The following is a 14,320-nucleotide window of genomic DNA, read 5'->3' as shown; positions in this document are numbered from 1 at the left end:
CGCTCAGTCGTTATCGGCGGGCGCCTGACCGAGGTTTAGGCGCCCTGGACCACGGCCTGCAGCTGGCTGACGCTGGCGTGAAGAAGTGCCGGGCTGTGCATATCCTGCTGCAGCAGCCGCGTCATGTCGGCATGCAGGCGAACGGCCAGGTCCAGCTCAAGGTCCGCCCCGGGGGCGTAGGCGCCGAGCTGGATCAGGTCGCGGGCCTTGTTGTATTTCGCCAGAAGTTGGCGGAAGCGACGCGCGGAATCGACCTGGTTTTGGGGTGCAACACTGGTCATCACCCGCGAGATGGAGCGCTCGATGTCGATGGCCGGGTAGTGGCCGGCCTCGGCCAGCTCGCGGCTGAGCACGATGTGGCCGTCCAGGATGCCGCGCGCCGCATCGGCGATCGGGTCCTGGGGGTCATCGCCCTCGGTGAGCACGGTGTAGAAGGCGGTGATCGAGCCTTCACCCGGCAGGCCGTTGCCACTGCGCTCCACCAGCTGGGGCAGCTTGGCGAAGCAGCTGGGCGGGTAGCCCTTGGTGGCCGGCGGCTCGCCGATGGCCAGCGCGATCTCGCGCTGCGCCATCGCGTAGCGGGTCAGGCTGTCCATCAGCAGCAGCACATGCTGGCCTTGGTCGCGGAAGTACTCCGCGATGGCCGTGGCGTAGTGCGCACCCTGCATGCGCATCAGCGGCGGCGCATCGGCGGGCGCGGCCACCACCACGCTGCGGCGCAGGCCTTCCTCGCCGAGGATGTCCTCGATGAATTCCTTCACCTCGCGGCCGCGCTCGCCAATCAGGCCCACGACGATGACGTCCGCCTGGGTGTAGCGGGCCATCATGCCCAGCAGCACCGACTTGCCCACCCCGGTGCCAGCGAACAGGCCGAGGCGCTGGCCGCGGCCCACCGTCAGCAGTGCGTTGATGGCGCGCACGCCGGTGTCCAGCGGCTTGCGCACCGGGTCGCGGTCCATCGCGTTGATGGGGCGGCGCACCATCGGTTCGTTGTGGATGTCGCTCAGCTCGCCGCCGCGGTCCAGCGGATGGCCGTGGGGGTCGACCACGCGCCCCAGCAGCCCTGGGCCCATGGGCAGGTGCAGGCCGCGGTCTTCACCGCGGCGCCAGGGGTGCAGGGGCTGACCGAGCTTGGGCGCCAGCGGCGGCAGGTGGCGCGGCACGACGGTGGCGCCGCTGGACAGGCCCTGCACCTCGTCGGTCGGCATCAGATAGGCACGGTCGCCCGAGAAGCCCACCACCTCGGCGTTCACCGGTGCGGCACCGCGGCGCGGGTTGCTGCCGCTGCTGGGCATCTGGATGCGACAGACCGATCCCAGGGGCACCTTGATGCCGGTGGCTTCCAGCACCAGGCCTGCCACGCGCACCAGCTTGCCTTGCGACTCCAGCGGCGCGGCGTTGCTGGCCAGGGTTTCCAGGTCGGCCAGGTAGCGCTGCCAGCGGGTGGTGCGGTCAGAGCTCGTCATCCGAACCGCCCCGGCGATCTTCCCAGATGGAGGTCTGGCCGATGGCTGACACCGCTTGCTGCCAGCGGGTGGCGATGGTGGCGTCGACGCTGGCGATGTCGGCATCGACCTTCACGCCGCCGCGCGCCACCTCGGCATCGGGGATGAGCTGGGCCTCGCGGGCCTCCAGCTCGCGGCCGGCGCCCTCCTGGACCAGCTCGAAGTCATCCGGGTGCACGCGCACCCGCACATGCCGGGCCGTCAGCTGCAGCGCTTCCACGGCGTCATGGGCCACGCGGGCAATCAGTTCAGGTCGCTGGTCGAGTTCGCTGCGCACCACCTGGCGGGCGAGTTCCACCGCGATGCGGGCCACGGTGGCCGCCATGTCGTCTTCCAGCGCACGCATCTCGCCATCGAAGCTCTCGACCAGCGTGCCGATCTGGGCGCTCATCTGCTTCGCAAAGCTCTGCTTGAAGGCGTCCAGCGCCGCCATGCCGTCGCGGTAGCCGTCCTGGTAGCCGCTCTGGCGCGCGGCGTGCAGTTGCTCCTGCAGGCTGGGCTCGGGCGGGGGAGGGGGTTCGACTGGGGCAGCCGTTGGCGCGGGCGGTTGCGCGGGCCCGGGGCGCATCGGCGCGAAGGGCGAGGGCGCCGTGCTGCCCAGGTTGTCCAGGCTCCAGGCCTTGGCGCCCTGGATCTCTTCACCCGGGATGAAGCGCGCATAGTTGGCCCGACGCTCACCTTCGCGGCGGTCGGGCGGTGGCACCTGGCGGGGGGGCTGTCTTGTGGCCATGAGACGGAGAATTCTGCGCGCGCGTCAGCGCTGCGCATCACCGCGCGGACCCCGAGGATCCGGCTTTGCCGGGCCGACGGGGTCGCCCCCTGAGGGGGCGCGCGTAGCGCGTAGGGGGGGAGCCATGGTCATACAAATTGGTCGTCGCCGCCGCCGGCCAGGACGATCTGGCCTTCGTCCACCAGGCGGCGCACGATCTTGAGCATTTCCTTCTGCTCGGCCTCGACCTCCGACAGCCGCACCGGCCCGCGGCTCTCCAGGTCTTCGCGCAGCGTCTCGGCCGCGCGGGTGGACATGTTGCGGAAGATCTTCTCGCGCAGGTCGGCGCTGGCACCCTTGAGGGCCACCACCAGGCTCTCGCTCTGGACTTCCTTGAGCATGGCCTGGATGCCCTTGTCGTCGATCTTGTTCACGTCGTCGAACGTGAACATGTTGTCCATGATCTTCTGGGCAAGGTCGGAGTCGGCTTCGCGGATGTAGTCCAGCACCGAGGCTTCGACGCTGGAGCCCATCATGTTGATGATCTCGGCGGCCGTCTTGGCGCCGCCCAGCGAGCTCTTCTTCATCCGCTCGCCGCCGGCCAGGATCTGGCTCATGACCTCGTTGAGGTCTTTCAGCGCGGTGGGCTGGATGCCGTCCAGCGTGGCAATGCGGATCAGCACCTCGTTGCGGCCGCGCTCGGTGAAGAGCTTGAGCACCTGGCTGGTCTGGTCGAAGTCCAGGTGCGCGAGGATGGCCGCGATGATCTGCGGGTGTTCGTTGCGCAGCAGCTCGGCCACGCTGGCGGCGTCCATCCACTTCAGGCTTTCGATGGACGACACATCGCTGCCTTGCAGGATGCGGTCCAGCAGCAGGTTGGCCTTGTCTTCGCCCAGCGCCTTGCGCAGCACGGCGCGGACGTATTCGTCGGTGTCGGTGACCAGGGTGCTCTGCGTTTCGGCCACGGCGTCGAACTTGTCGAGCACCTCCTCGACCTGGGCGCGCTTGATGACCTTGAGCTTGGCAATGGTCTCACCCAGCGCCTGCACCTCCTTGGGCGACAGATGCTTGAAGACCTCGCTGGCCTCTTCCTCGCCCAGCGACATCAGCAGGATGGCTGCGTTCTCGATGCCCTTGTCATCCATGTTGAATCCTCACCACGGCGCGTCGCGCCTTCTCAAGCGGCTGCCATGGAACTAGCTTTGCCAGGCCATTGGCAGCGCCTCTTGAGGGGCTCGCGAAGCGAGTAGGGGTGGTCCATGTCATGCGGTCTGGCCGGCCATCCAGTCGCGAACGATATTGGCAACGGCCACCGGATTGTCGCGCGCCAGCGAGCGGGCGCGGTCGAGCTTTTCGCTGTGGACCGGGGCTTCGAGCTTGGGCATGCCGTCGGCGGTGGGCAGCAGCTCGGTGTCGTCCACCACTTCGTCGACGGTCTCAGGCTTTTCTTCCGGCGGCAGCGGTGCGGCGGCCTTGATGGCGGGGCGGATCATGCCGAACACGGCGATCAGCGCGATCGCCACGAAGGCCAGCGGCACGATGGCGCTGCGGGCGATGTCGATCAGCCAGGGCTGCTTGTAGAAGGGCACGTCGACCGGCTCGGTCTTGTCGACCACGAAGGGCGCGCTGATGACCTTGACCGAATCGCCACGGTCGGCATTGAAGCCCATGGCCTCCTTGACCAGGTCGGTCAGCCGGGTGATCTCCTCGGCCGACACCGGCTGGGTGGTGGTCTTGCCCTTGGCATCGGTCACCGAGCGGTGGTTGACGACGATGGCGGCGTTCAGGCGCTTGACGTTGCCGACGGCGCCGCGCGTCACGCGCACTGTCTTGTCGACCTCGTAGTTGGTGACCTGCTCCTTGCGGTTGCTGGTCTGGCCGGCACCGCCTTGCGCCGCTTGCAGGGGCGCGCTGGCCCCGTTGACCGGCGCCGTGGCCGGCACTGGCGGCTGGTTGGTGGCCGCGCCCGGCACGCCCGTGGGCGGCGCCGCGTTGCCATTGGTGCTTTCGCTGTTCTGGCTGGAACGGACCGCGGCCTGGGCGTTCGGGCCCTGGTTGGGGCGGTATTCCTCGGCGGTGGCCTCGGTCTGCGAGAAGTCCACGTCCGCGGTCACGGTGGCGCGCAGGTTGTCGCGGCCCACCACGGGCTCCAGCAGTTCGAAGATGCGCTTGTTGTAGCCGGCTTCGATCTGCTGCTTGTACTGCAGCTGCTGGCCGTCCAGGCCGGTGGCAGGGTCGGCGCCGGTCTGGGAGAGCAGGGCGCCGGTCTGGTCCAGCACGCTGACGGCCTTGGGGTTGAGCTCGGGCACGCTGCTGGAGACGAGGTGCACGATGCCGGCGATCTGGCTGCGGTCCAGCGTGCGGCCGCCGCGCAGGGTCAGCATCACGCTGGCGCTGGGCTTTTGCTGTTCACGGAAGAAGCCGTTCTGCTGCGGCATGGCCAGGTGCACGCGGGCATCGGCCACGTCGGACATGGCGGTGATGGTGCGCGTGAGCTCGCCTTCGAGGGCGCGCTGGAAGTTGAGCCGCTCGTTGAACTGGGTCTGGCCGATGCTGGACTTGTCCATCAGCTCGAAGCCCACCGCGTTGCCGGTGCCGCCCTTGGGCAAGCCTTGGGCGGCGAGCTTCATCCGCAGCTCATACACCTGGCCGGCCGGCACGAGGATGGTGCCGCCAGCCTCATGCTTGTAGGGCACCTGCATCGCGGCAAGCTGGCCGATGACGGCGCCGCCGTCCTTGTCCGACAGCCCGCTGAACAGCGGCCGGTAGTCACCCTGGGACGACCACAGCGTGATGGCGAGTACGGCACCGGCCAGCGCCAGCAGGCCGGCACCCATGGTCAGCTTGCTGCGCAGCGGCAGGCCATTGAGGCGCTGCACGAAGTTGGGCTGGGCGTCGACCGGCGAGATCATCACCGGGGCGGCGGCAGCGGGGGCGCTCAGGGCGTTGTCCATCGAGGATCGAAAGGCAAGGGGAGGGTCGGGAGTCGACCGATGGCGCAGATTATTTGGGGCCGCCCCCCTCAAGAAAGCGCCGAAGTGGCCGACCGCGCCCGCGTATCTCCACGCTTCGCGCGTGTGACTTGCTGCCAAAGTGCCGCTCCATGGACATGAAGCTGCGCCCCTTCGACTTTGCCCAGGCTGCCGCCCGTGCAGGGCTGGCGGTCAACGGCCAGCCGTTGGCCACCAAGCCGGCCGCCACCGGCGGCGCGAGCTTTGGCGACGCCATGGCCCAGGCGCTCAAGGGCGTCAGCGCCCAGCAGCAGGAGGCGTCCCGCCTGCAACGCGAGGTGCAGCTGGACAACCCGACCGTCAGTCTCGAAGAGACGATGGTGGCGATGCAGAAGGCCCAGATCGGCTTCCAGGCCACGCTGCAGGTGCGCAACCGCTTGGTCTCGGCCTATTCCGAGATCATGAACATGCAGATCTGAGCCCGGCAGGCTCAGCAATTGTCGGACTTGCGTGCGTCGCTGCCGCAGATCTGCGGGCGGCCGACCGGGTTGAGGTCGATGCGCAATTGCTGGTTGCGGTCGTTCGAGAGGCCGATGCGGGTCCAGTCGAGTGCCCGGCCGAGCCCGCCCTGGAAGGTGACGTTCTGGCCCGACTGCAGCAGCGTGCCCTTGTGCTCTTGCGCCGTCATGCCGCCCAGCTCGCAGCGCGGTGCGCCGGTGTCGCAGCTGCAGGGGCCGTTGCGGCTCAAGCCCCAGCACCAGTTGCGGCCGCTGACGAAGTTGACATGCACGTCGCGGCCCTGCTCCACGCTCAACGTGCGGGCGCGGCGCAGGTCCAGCTCCAGCAGCTCCGCCACGTGTCGCAGGCGTTGCCGGGCCACGTAGCTGGCATAGCTCGGCACCGCCACCGACAGGATGATGGCCAGCACGGCCAGCACGAAGGCGACCTCCAGCAGCGTGAAGCCGCGGCGAGCCAGGCGCATCATGGGTCAAGCTTCAACAGGCGGCGGCGCTTCTGCGTCTGGTCCACATACACCTGCAGCGCGCGGGTGGCCGTGGCGTCGAGGTCGACGAAGGCGCAGCCGAGCTGCTGCAGGCCGTGGAGGTCGCCGCTGACGGGGCTCAGGTGATGCGGCAGCAGCGACACCTTCAGTGCACTGATGCGGTCCAGCTCCAGGACGAGGCCTGTCGTCACGTGGCCCGTCGGCAGGGCCGGCCCGCCCGCCGGCACGGCCAGGGCGAGGCCGCCAATGCTGATGTCCAGCACGCGCAGGGCCCGGCCGGGCTCGGCGCCCCCCGGGAGCACCACGCGCGGGTAGGTGCTGCTGGCGGGTTGCACGCGGAAGGACTGGCGGCGCTGGAAGCGGTAGAGCCGGGCCGGCAAGGTGCTGCGCAGCACCACGCCCTGCTCGCCGCTGACGAGCACCGGGGCCTCGACGTCGAACTGCAGCTTGATGGTGCCGAGGTAGGCCACTGCGGTGATCTCGCCTTCGGCCACCAGCGCCTGGCTGATGCCTTCGGGGTCGGTGCCGAGCGCCAGGCCCAGGAGGTCGGCCGCCGGGTCGAGCGCCACGATGGTGGCCGACAGGCCGGCTCCGTGCGGGCCGTCGAGCCGAACGCTGGCGCCGTCCTGCTGCAGCTGCTGCAGGTAGGCCGCGATCTCGGCGGCCGAGGTGACGCGCAGTTCCTCGGGCAGGGCTTCAGGGACGCTCATGCACAGATGTTAGTCGCCCGGATGATGTGGCGGGCCCGGCCCCGCGGGCGAGCCCGACCCCGGGTCAGTGGACCAGCCGGCTCTTTCCCTTGAGGACGGTGTCGAGGTCTTCCAGCCAGGGCTCGGCCAGGTGGCGGATCTCGGCGTCGTTGAGCAGGATGCGCTGCATGATGCGCGTCTTCAGCTGCGACTCGCCGGCGGCGAGCTGGCTGTGGTTGGCGGCGGCCTTGAGCTGCGAGATCAGCAGCACGCAGGCGCCCTCGAGCTTGACGACTTCATCCCAGTTGCCCGTGCGGGCGGCGGTCAGCATGTCGGCGCTGGCTTGCTCGATGGCTTCGTAGTAGTTGAGCAGTTCGGAGTTCATGTCTGAAGTCACCGGCTAGATTCTGGGGAGGCGGCTCAGGCGGCGCGGGCCGCGTCGGTTCCGAGGGCGGCCGGCGTCTGGGCGATGGCGTTCCAGGCCTCGCGCACCGGGGTCAGCAGGCGCTGGCATTCCTCGATGGCCGCCACGTCGCTGCGCAGGTTGGCCTGCGTCAGGCGCATGCACACATAGCCGTAGAGCTCGCGCAGGTCGACGGCGAGCTGGCCGGCTGAGAGGTCCAGCCCGGCGCGCAGGCCTTCGTCCAGGATGCGCACCGCACGCGACAGCGCGCGGCCCTTGACCTCGACGTTGCCGGCCTGGATGGCCTGCACGGCCTGGGCCATGGCGTCGAAGGCACCGTCGAAGAGCATCGCCACCAGGCGGTGGGGGCTCGCGGCCTGGACATCCGTCTCCAGGCCCACCTTGGCGTACAGGGTGGCGCGCTGGTTGCGGGGAGCGAAGGGGGAAGACATGTTGCCGTACATGGAGTCTCGCAGGTTGGCGTTGTCGTGTTGACTGTTTTTCGGCCTTCTGCGAGCTGACTTGAGCGGTGTCGACCCTCGACACGACCCCCTTGGCGAGGCTTATTCCCTCGATTGACCTGCCGATGGCGCCGGTCGTTTGTGGCAGGCACGAAAAAGGCGACCCGCAGGTCGCCTTCGTCGAGCCACGCCGCGCCGCGCCCTCACTTGTTGAGCTGGGTGATCTGCTGCGTCAGGTAGTTGGACAGGCTCGACAGCTGGCTCATCTTGGTGTCGAGCGCTGCGTACTGGGCGCGCAGGCGTGCCTCAGTGGACGCGGCGCGGTCGCTCAGCGACTCGACGCTCTTGTTGTTGCTGTCGATCTGGCTCTGGATGCCCTTCTGGCGGCTCGTCACGGTGCCGTCCACGCTCAGCGCCTGGTCCACCATGGAGCGGATGCGCACCGCAAAGCCGCTGTTGCTGTCGTTGGTCGAGTCGACGCCCATGAAGAACTGCTTCAGGTCGTCCAGTTTGGTCAGGGCCTTGTCGAGCTTGGCGCCGGCGGTCGGCAGGTTGCCGTCGGAGCCGGGGGCCAGGCCGACGTCGGCCAGGCGGGTGAGGCTGCCCCCGAGCGAGGTCACGCCGCCGGCGATACCGCGCAGCCTGTTCTGGATGCCGAGGGCAGCCGAGTCGCCCTGCAGGCTGGCCGCACGGGCTGCCTGCAGGCTGGCGACGTCGTCCGTGCTCATGTTGGCCGTCAGCTTGGAGGTGTCGACCTTGGTCTGGCTGCGCAGCAGCTGGTTCACGGCGTTGTAGGCGGTCGTGAAGTCGGTGATCGCCTTCTTGATGGCGTCGGCGTCCTGCGTCACGTTCAGCATCACCGGCTGGGTGGGCGGGATGGTCTTGAGCAGGATGATGTTCAGGCCGTCGATGGCGGAGGACAGCGAGTTGCTCTCCGAGCTGATCGGCAGGCCGTTCAAGATGGCGCGCGCATTGGCGGCAGGCAAGGTCAGCGACATCTGGCTGACGCTGGTGCTCGGGTCGTAGGCAAGCTGCGACAGGCCGGCCGCGTCGCCGGCATTGCCGTCGGCGTCCGCCACGGTCACGCGGAAGGCGTTGCTCTCTCCGCTGTTGCGCGAGGTGAGAGTCAGGCGGGAGCCGGTGGCGTCGGTGACGATGGACGCCGTGACGCCCGCGCCGGCCGCATTGATCTGGTCCCGGACCTGGCTGAGCTGGTCTTGGCCCGGACCGATGTTGATGGTCACGGCCGTCGCGCCGGACTTGGCCGTGAAGGTGCTGGCGCCATCGACGTCGGTGCCCCAGGTGCCGAGCTCGATGGTCAGGCTGCCCTGGCCCACGGTGGCCGTGCTGCTGCTGAAGGTGGTGGAGGCCAGGGTTTGGGAGGCGGCGAGCTGGCTGACGCTCAAGGTGGCGCTGCCGATGGCCGCGCCGCTCGAGGCGGTGACGCTGATGGCGGTGCTGTCGCTGGCCGTGGCCTTGGTGCCGGCCCAGGTGTCGGGGTTGGTCAGCTTGCTGGCCGCGTCGCGCAGGGTCGACAGGCTGCTCTGAATCTGCCCGTAGGTGGACAGCTTCGTCTTGAGGCCGGTCGTGCGCGTGTTGATCTGGTTGATCGGCTGTTGTTCGACCGTCATCAGCTTGGTGATGATGGATTCGACGTCGAGACCGCTTCCGAGACCGAGAGATGAGATGGTGGCCATGGCTCAGCAATGCAAAAAAGGCCGATATGCCAGGGGAATATCGGCCAGGTCTTCCGGAACTTGAGCCCCGGAATGTGAATTTTTTCGCGAAGCGCTGGCGGCTTCAGCGTTGCAGCAGCGACAGCACCTGCTGAGGCAGCTGGTTGGCCTGGGCCACCATCGCATTGCCGGCCTGCTGCAGGATCTGCGCGCGGCTCATGTTGGCGGTTTCCTGGGCGAAGTCGGCGTCCATGATCCGGCTGCGGGCGGCGGTCTGATTCTCCACGGCCACCTGCAGGTTGGAAATCACTGCGTCGAAGCGCGACTGGATGGCACCGTAGGTGGCCCGGGTGTTGTTGACGGTGTTGAGCGCCGTGTCGATGTTGTCGATGACGGTGCCCAGGGCCGCGAAGTCAGCCGTGTTGTCGATCAGGGCGGGGAACGGGATGGTGCCACCCGTGCCAAGCAGAGCCGTGACGGTGGTGTCGGCCGTCAGGTCCAGCGCTGCGACCGTGATGGAGTCGTTGGCCGTCGTGTTGGCGCCGATCTGGAAGGTCTGGCCCGTGCCCGCCGCCACACCTGCGGTGTCGGCCAGGATGGGTTTGCTGTTGAAGGTCGTGGCGTTGATGATCCGCCAGATTTCGGAGCCGAGCTGCTCGAACTCCTTGTTCAGCGAATCCTTGTCGGACGAGCTGTTGGTCGCGTTGCGGGCCTGCACGGTGAGTTCCCGCATGCGCTGCAGGTTGTCGCCGATCTTGCCCAGTGCGCCTTCCGCCGTCTGTGCCAGCGAGATGCCGTCATTGGCGTTGCGGATCGCAACGTTCATGCCGCGCACCTGGGTGTTCATGCGCTCGGCAATCGCCAGGCCGGCCGCGTCATCCTTGGCGGAGTTCACCCGCAGGCCGGACGACAGGCGCTGCATCGACACCGCGAGCGAACTCTGCGAGGCGTTCAGATTGCGCTGAGCGTTCAGCGAGTTGATGTTGGTGTTGATGGTTTGTGGCATCGCGCACTCCTGGATTCGGTCGCCGAGCCGGCGTCAGTCGCCGAGACTCGATGGACCGAATTCTGGAAGTGCGCGTCGCTGCCAAAAGCCCGATCAACAGGGCAAACCACGGGTAATTGAGACCACCCGTACCGGCTCGCGCCGGCCCCTCAAGGGGCGCCGCCAGCGGCCTGGCAAAGCCAGTTCCGCGGCGGCTGCTGGGTCAGGGAATCAGCTGCGCAGGAGGGCGAGGACCTGCTGCGGCAGCTGGTTGGCCTGGGCCACCATCGTGTTGCCGGCCTGCTGCAGGATCTGCGCTCGACTGAGGTTGGCCGTTTCCTGCGCGAAGTCGGCATCCATGATCCGGCTTCGCGAGGCGCTCTGGTTTTCCACCGCCACCTGCAGGTTGGAGATCACGGCATCGAAGCGGTTCTGCGAGGCGCCCAGCGTGGCGCGTTCACCGTTGACCTTGTCCAGCGCGGTGTCGATGTTGGTGATGACCGTGTCGATCGCGGTGCCGGCGGCGGTGTTGTCGATGACCGCACGGCCTGCGCCGGTGTTGTCGGTGCCCGCGATCTGCGTGATCTCGGTCGCCGTCGTCATGTCGGTGGTGACGATGTCGATGCGGTCGTTGGCCGTCGTGTTGGCGCCGACCTGGAAGGTCTGGGTGCCGGCCGCCGAGGTGGCGAGCACCGCCTTGCCGTTGAAGGTGGTGCCGCCCAGCACGCGCTGGATTTCCTTGGCGAGTTCGCCGAACTCCTTGTCCAGGGAATCCTTGTCGGCGCTGGTGTTGGTCGCGTTGCGCGACTGCACCGCCAGCTCACGCATGCGCTGCAGGGCGTCGCCCACTTTGGACAGTGCACCTTCGGCGGTCTGCGCCAGCGAGATGCCGTCGTTGGCGTTGCGGATGGCGACCTGCGAGCCGCGCACCTGCGCATTCATGCGCTCGGCGATGGCCAGACCGGCCGCATCGTCCTTGGCGGAGTTCACCCGCAGGCCGGAAGACAGGCGCTGCATGGAAACGGCCAGGGACGATTGCGACATCGCCGTGTTGCGCTGTGCGTTCAGGGAGGCGATGTTGGTGTTGATGACTTGGGGCATGACTCAATCCTTTCGTTGACGAGGGCGTCTGGTACGTAGTCCTCGAGTGAATCGCGAACCCGTTGAGAGGCTTATCGTCGGAACGATGGACTGACTTGAATCCTTTTTTTCACAAGCGGACCCAAAAGGCGTCCCCGCCGGTGCGAGGACGCATTCAAGGTGCTTGTGCTGGTGGCGTGGTGACTTGCGCCTTCTGTGGAGGCGCTTCACTCAGGGCCAGCGTTGCTGGCCCGGCGTCATCGAAGCAAGGACAGGACTTGCGATGGAATCTGATTCGCCTGGGCGATCATCGCGTTGCCTGCCTGCTGGAGGATGTTGGCTCGGGAGAGGTTGGCGGTTTCCGCGGCGAAGTCGGCATCGGTGATGCGGCTCTTGGCGGCACTCTGGTTCTCGACCGAGATCTGCAGGTTGCTGATGACCTGGTCGAAGCGGTTTTGTGCCGCACCCAGCGTGGCGCGCTCGGAGCTGACCTTGTTGATCGCGGTGTCGATGTTGGAGATCACCGTGTCGATCGTCGTGCCGCTGGCGGTGTTGTCGATGACCGCGCGGCCGGCACCGGTGTTGTCGGTACCGGCGACGGTCGTGATTTCCGTCGCGGTCGTCATGTCGGTCGTGGCGACGTCGATGCGGTCATTGCTGGTCACGTTGGCGCCGACCTGGAAGGTCTGCGTGCCAGCCGCGGAGGTCGCCAGGATGGCGCGGCCGTTGAAGGTCGTGCCGCCCAGCACGCGCTGGATTTCCTTGGAGAGTTCGCCGAATTCCTTGTCCAGCGAGTCCTTGTCGGCGCTGGTGTTGGTGGCGTTGCGGGCCTGCACTGCCAGTTCACGCATGCGCTGCAGCGAATCGTTCACCTTGGACAGCGCGCCTTCCGCCGTCTGCGACAGCGAGATGCCGTCGTTGGCGTTGCGGATGGCGACGTTGGAGCCACGCACCTGGGCGTTCAGACGCTCGGAGATGGCGAGGCCGGCGGCGTCGTCCTTGGCGGAGTTGACACGCAGACCCGAAGACAGGCGCTGCAGCGACGTCGCGAGCGACGACTGCGACGCCGAGGTGTTGCGCTGCGCATTGAGCGACAGCAGGTTGGTATTGATGACAGAGGCCATGATGCGCTTCCTTTCAGCTTGAGATACCCGGCAAAGGCGCCGGACGAAGACTCGAGTGCCCGGGTGAGGCACCCGTGCTGCCTGCAAGGAGCGCGCACGGCGGCGCGCCCTCGCAGACGACGCCCGACGCCAGTCAACCGTTGAAGCCCGTGCCACCGTCCGTGAACGGCGTCACACCACCTCGGCCTTCCAGCCGGACCACAGACCCGTCTCCGGACCCGTTGGAATGGCTATCGGCCAGCGCAAGAAGATTCTTGAGCTGGATTTGTCAAGGGTGTGATCTATTGAACAAAGCCGTCGCCAGGTCCTTATTCGTGGGATCGGTTCGGGGCAGCCAGGAAGCGCATCGGAAAGGGCTGCGGAGCCGTCCCGCGCAAGGCGGGGCTCTGTGTCGGGCGTCAGTGAGGTCGGCTGGCGGTGTCTTTCGTACTCAAAGGGTGAAAGGAAGCGGCTGGGCCGCGAGAGGCCGCCGGAGGTGGACGACGAGCTCTCCCTTGGGTTTTCGGCCGCCGCCGGGCGGGACAGCCGCTGAGTAAAGGCGGCCGGACCCGCCTTTTCCGGCGATTGGCCGGCGAGGCCCTTCCTAAAGTTCCGCCCATCCCGGCCGAACCCTGTGCCGGACTGGAGCCCCGTGATGCCCGCCGTCTCTGCCGCCCGTTCGAAGAAAGCCCATCGCCCGGTCGCCGTGCCTGCGAACGACCCGGCCATGCTGCTGGCCCGCGCCCGCAACGCGGCCTACGCCGAAGCCTCCCGGGGCAACCTGGGTGGCGGCCTGGGCATGCTGTATGAAGCACTGCAGGACGAGCCCATGAGCCACGACCTGCTGTCGGACATGGCCGCCCTGCTGCTGGCTGCCGGCAAGCTGGAACACGCGGCGGGCTACGCTCAGCGTGCGCTGCAGGCCCGCTCCCTGCATGGCCCGAGCCTCTACACCCTGGCGTTCGCGCTGTCGGGCCTGGGCGAGGTGGACCGCGCCATCGGCGTGCTGACGGAGCTGCAATCGGGGGCCGGACGTGAGAGCCTGCAGGCCGAAGCGCCCGAACTCATCCCGGTGGCCATGATCGAGCTGGAGCGCCTGCGCCGCAGCCGGGCCTGCGACAAGACCTGAATCCGAGACATCCGTCACAGGGCGAAGCCCCGGTCCGCGCAAGCGGCCGGGGCTTTGTCCTTCCAGGGCCACCCGCTTGTAGGAATTTGGCTGACAAGCCCTTCCTGCCAGAGGGACGCCGCGCACCGACAGCGCCTGATATCCGCGGAGAAGGGCCGTCAACACAATCCGTTTCACTGATCCGCAACACCCACCCAACTCTGAAACGGAACCCCGCCATGAACGCCGACCAAATGCTCGCCGAGATCCGTGAAGCCAACCTGTCGTACCTGATGCTGGCCCAGAGCCTCATCCGTGCCGACCGCGAGCAGGCGCTCTACCGCCTGGGTATCAGCGAGGAGACGGCGACCCTCATCAGCACGCTGAGCCCGGCCCAGATCATGAAGATCGCCGCCGGCAACACGCTGCTGTGCGCCTTCCGCATGAGCGACGACCTGGTGTGGGGCCTGCTGACCAACCACAGCAAGCCGGGTGCGAACGAAAGCGTCAGCCGTTTGCACGCCTCCATCCTGATGGCCGGTCGGCACGAGCATGCCTGAACTGTTGACCCCCGGCCTGGCGGGTACGCCAGGCCACCCTCCGAGGGGGTTCGGACTGTCGCGGGATTGACCCGCTCCAACGTCCGA

General features: G+C 67.7%; 15 protein-coding genes. 3 read left to right on the top strand and 12 right to left on the bottom strand.

Annotated features, from left to right (window positions below; translation table 11 throughout):
- Nucleotides 1-35: 35 nt before the first annotated feature.
- The 4 genes from fliI to fliF all read right to left on the bottom strand — a co-directional run bounded on the left by fliI (nt 36) and on the right by fliF (nt 5,168).
- Nucleotides 36-1,466 (bottom strand): flagellar protein export ATPase FliI, encoded by a 1,431-nt coding sequence (gene fliI, locus CDO81_RS05265; RefSeq protein WP_088482057.1) that lies wholly within the window; start codon nt 1,464-1,466, stop codon nt 36-38.
- A complete protein-coding gene (locus CDO81_RS05260) occupies nt 1,453-2,235 on the bottom strand; it encodes a FliH/SctL family protein (RefSeq protein ID WP_088482056.1) in 783 nt (260 codons plus the stop codon). The genes fliI and CDO81_RS05260 overlap by 14 nt, the downstream gene beginning before the upstream one ends.
- Before the next feature lie 128 nt (nt 2,236-2,363).
- On the bottom strand, nt 2,364-3,359 hold the full coding sequence (gene fliG / locus CDO81_RS05255; protein WP_088482055.1) for a flagellar motor switch protein FliG: 996 nt from the start codon (nt 3,357-3,359) through the stop codon (nt 2,364-2,366).
- 117 nt (nt 3,360-3,476) lie between these two features.
- Nucleotides 3,477-5,168, bottom strand: a complete 1,692-nt coding sequence (gene fliF / locus CDO81_RS05250) for a flagellar basal-body MS-ring/collar protein FliF (protein ID WP_088482054.1) — start codon at nt 5,166-5,168, stop codon at nt 3,477-3,479.
- Between the two features lie 149 nt (nt 5,169-5,317).
- Here fliF and fliE point away from each other — a divergent pair, with 149 nt between their 5' ends.
- The gene (fliE, locus tag CDO81_RS05245) at nt 5,318-5,644 is read left to right on the top strand and encodes a flagellar hook-basal body complex protein FliE (RefSeq protein WP_088482053.1); all 327 of its coding nucleotides are present in this window, start codon (nt 5,318-5,320) and stop codon (nt 5,642-5,644) included.
- 11 nt (nt 5,645-5,655) lie between these two features.
- On the opposite strand, the gene CDO81_RS05240 is transcribed toward fliE, so the two are convergent.
- From CDO81_RS05240 to CDO81_RS05205, 8 genes are all read right to left on the bottom strand, one after another.
- Nucleotides 5,656-6,150 carry a GspH/FimT family pseudopilin gene (locus CDO81_RS05240; RefSeq protein WP_088482052.1) on the bottom strand — a complete coding sequence of 165 codons (495 nt, stop codon included), beginning with the start codon at nt 6,148-6,150 and terminating at the stop codon, nt 5,656-5,658.
- A complete protein-coding gene (locus tag CDO81_RS05235; protein ID WP_088482051.1) occupies nt 6,147-6,878 on the bottom strand; it encodes a flagellar brake protein in 732 nt (243 codons plus the stop codon). Before CDO81_RS05235 ends, CDO81_RS05240 begins: the two co-directional genes overlap by 4 nt.
- A 64-nt stretch (nt 6,879-6,942) precedes the next feature.
- Nucleotides 6,943-7,242, bottom strand: coding sequence for a flagellar protein FliT (locus CDO81_RS05230; protein ID WP_088482050.1), 300 nt, complete (start codon nt 7,240-7,242; stop codon nt 6,943-6,945).
- A gap of 35 nt (nt 7,243-7,277) precedes the next feature.
- Complete coding sequence (gene fliS / locus CDO81_RS05225; RefSeq protein WP_241516846.1) at nt 7,278-7,712, bottom strand: flagellar export chaperone FliS; 435 nt, start codon at nt 7,710-7,712, stop codon at nt 7,278-7,280.
- A gap of 212 nt (nt 7,713-7,924) precedes the next feature.
- Complete coding sequence (gene fliD / locus CDO81_RS05220; RefSeq protein ID WP_088482048.1) at nt 7,925-9,418, bottom strand: flagellar filament capping protein FliD; 1,494 nt, start codon at nt 9,416-9,418, stop codon at nt 7,925-7,927.
- A 103-nt stretch (nt 9,419-9,521) separates the two neighbouring features.
- Nucleotides 9,522-10,403 carry a flagellin N-terminal helical domain-containing protein gene (locus CDO81_RS05215; RefSeq protein WP_088482047.1) on the bottom strand — a complete coding sequence of 294 codons (882 nt, stop codon included), beginning with the start codon at nt 10,401-10,403 and terminating at the stop codon, nt 9,522-9,524.
- A gap of 210 nt (nt 10,404-10,613) precedes the next feature.
- Nucleotides 10,614-11,483 carry a flagellin N-terminal helical domain-containing protein gene (locus CDO81_RS05210; protein WP_088482046.1) on the bottom strand — a complete coding sequence of 290 codons (870 nt, stop codon included), beginning with the start codon at nt 11,481-11,483 and terminating at the stop codon, nt 10,614-10,616.
- 236 nt (nt 11,484-11,719) lie between these two features.
- A complete protein-coding gene (locus CDO81_RS05205; RefSeq protein WP_088482045.1) occupies nt 11,720-12,586 on the bottom strand; it encodes a flagellin N-terminal helical domain-containing protein in 867 nt (288 codons plus the stop codon).
- 634 nt (nt 12,587-13,220) lie between these two features.
- Between CDO81_RS05205 and CDO81_RS05200 the strand changes: the two genes are divergently transcribed.
- Both CDO81_RS05200 and flhD read left to right on the top strand, forming a co-directional pair.
- Nucleotides 13,221-13,694 (top strand): hypothetical protein, encoded by a 474-nt coding sequence (locus CDO81_RS05200; protein ID WP_088482044.1) that lies wholly within the window; start codon nt 13,221-13,223, stop codon nt 13,692-13,694.
- Between the two features lie 218 nt (nt 13,695-13,912).
- Nucleotides 13,913-14,233: a flagellar transcriptional regulator FlhD gene (gene flhD, locus CDO81_RS05195; RefSeq protein ID WP_088482043.1), complete on the top strand. Its 321-nt coding sequence runs from the start codon at nt 13,913-13,915 to the stop codon at nt 14,231-14,233.
- The last annotated feature ends 87 nt before the right edge of the window (nt 14,234-14,320 follow it).

It is taken from the genome of Roseateles puraquae (genome assembly GCF_002205845.1).
In the GTDB taxonomy this organism is placed as follows: Bacteria; Pseudomonadota; Gammaproteobacteria; order Burkholderiales; family Burkholderiaceae_C; genus Pelomonas; species Pelomonas puraquae.
Note: the sequence above shows the minus strand (reverse complement) of the source record. Positions and strands in the feature narration are given on the sequence as shown.

What these genes read in the sequence shown, in the direction of transcription:
- fliI (WP_088482057.1), bottom strand. Translation starts at nt 1,466, where the DNA reads ATGACGAGCTCTGACCGCACCACCCGCTGGCAGCGCTACCTGGCCGAC.
- CDO81_RS05260 (WP_088482056.1), bottom strand. Translation starts at nt 2,235, where the DNA reads ATGGCCACAAGACAGCCCCCCCGCCAGGTGCCACCGCCCGACCGCCGC.
- fliG (WP_088482055.1), bottom strand. Translation starts at nt 3,359, where the DNA reads ATGGATGACAAGGGCATCGAGAACGCAGCCATCCTGCTGATGTCGCTG.
- fliF (WP_088482054.1), bottom strand. Translation starts at nt 5,168, where the DNA reads ATGGACAACGCCCTGAGCGCCCCCGCTGCCGCCGCCCCGGTGATGATC.
- fliE (WP_088482053.1), top strand. Translation starts at nt 5,318, where the DNA reads ATGGACATGAAGCTGCGCCCCTTCGACTTTGCCCAGGCTGCCGCCCGT.
- CDO81_RS05240 (WP_088482052.1), bottom strand. Translation starts at nt 6,150, where the DNA reads ATGATGCGCCTGGCTCGCCGCGGCTTCACGCTGCTGGAGGTCGCCTTC.
- CDO81_RS05235 (WP_088482051.1), bottom strand. Translation starts at nt 6,878, where the DNA reads ATGAGCGTCCCTGAAGCCCTGCCCGAGGAACTGCGCGTCACCTCGGCC.
- CDO81_RS05230 (WP_088482050.1), bottom strand. Translation starts at nt 7,242, where the DNA reads ATGAACTCCGAACTGCTCAACTACTACGAAGCCATCGAGCAAGCCAGC.
- fliS (WP_241516846.1), bottom strand. Translation starts at nt 7,712, where the DNA reads ATGTCTTCCCCCTTCGCTCCCCGCAACCAGCGCGCCACCCTGTACGCC.
- fliD (WP_088482048.1), bottom strand. Translation starts at nt 9,418, where the DNA reads ATGGCCACCATCTCATCTCTCGGTCTCGGAAGCGGTCTCGACGTCGAA.
- CDO81_RS05215 (WP_088482047.1), bottom strand. Translation starts at nt 10,403, where the DNA reads ATGCCACAAACCATCAACACCAACATCAACTCGCTGAACGCTCAGCGC.
- CDO81_RS05210 (WP_088482046.1), bottom strand. Translation starts at nt 11,483, where the DNA reads ATGCCCCAAGTCATCAACACCAACATCGCCTCCCTGAACGCACAGCGC.
- CDO81_RS05205 (WP_088482045.1), bottom strand. Translation starts at nt 12,586, where the DNA reads ATGGCCTCTGTCATCAATACCAACCTGCTGTCGCTCAATGCGCAGCGC.
- CDO81_RS05200 (WP_088482044.1), top strand. Translation starts at nt 13,221, where the DNA reads ATGCCCGCCGTCTCTGCCGCCCGTTCGAAGAAAGCCCATCGCCCGGTC.
- flhD (WP_088482043.1), top strand. Translation starts at nt 13,913, where the DNA reads ATGAACGCCGACCAAATGCTCGCCGAGATCCGTGAAGCCAACCTGTCG.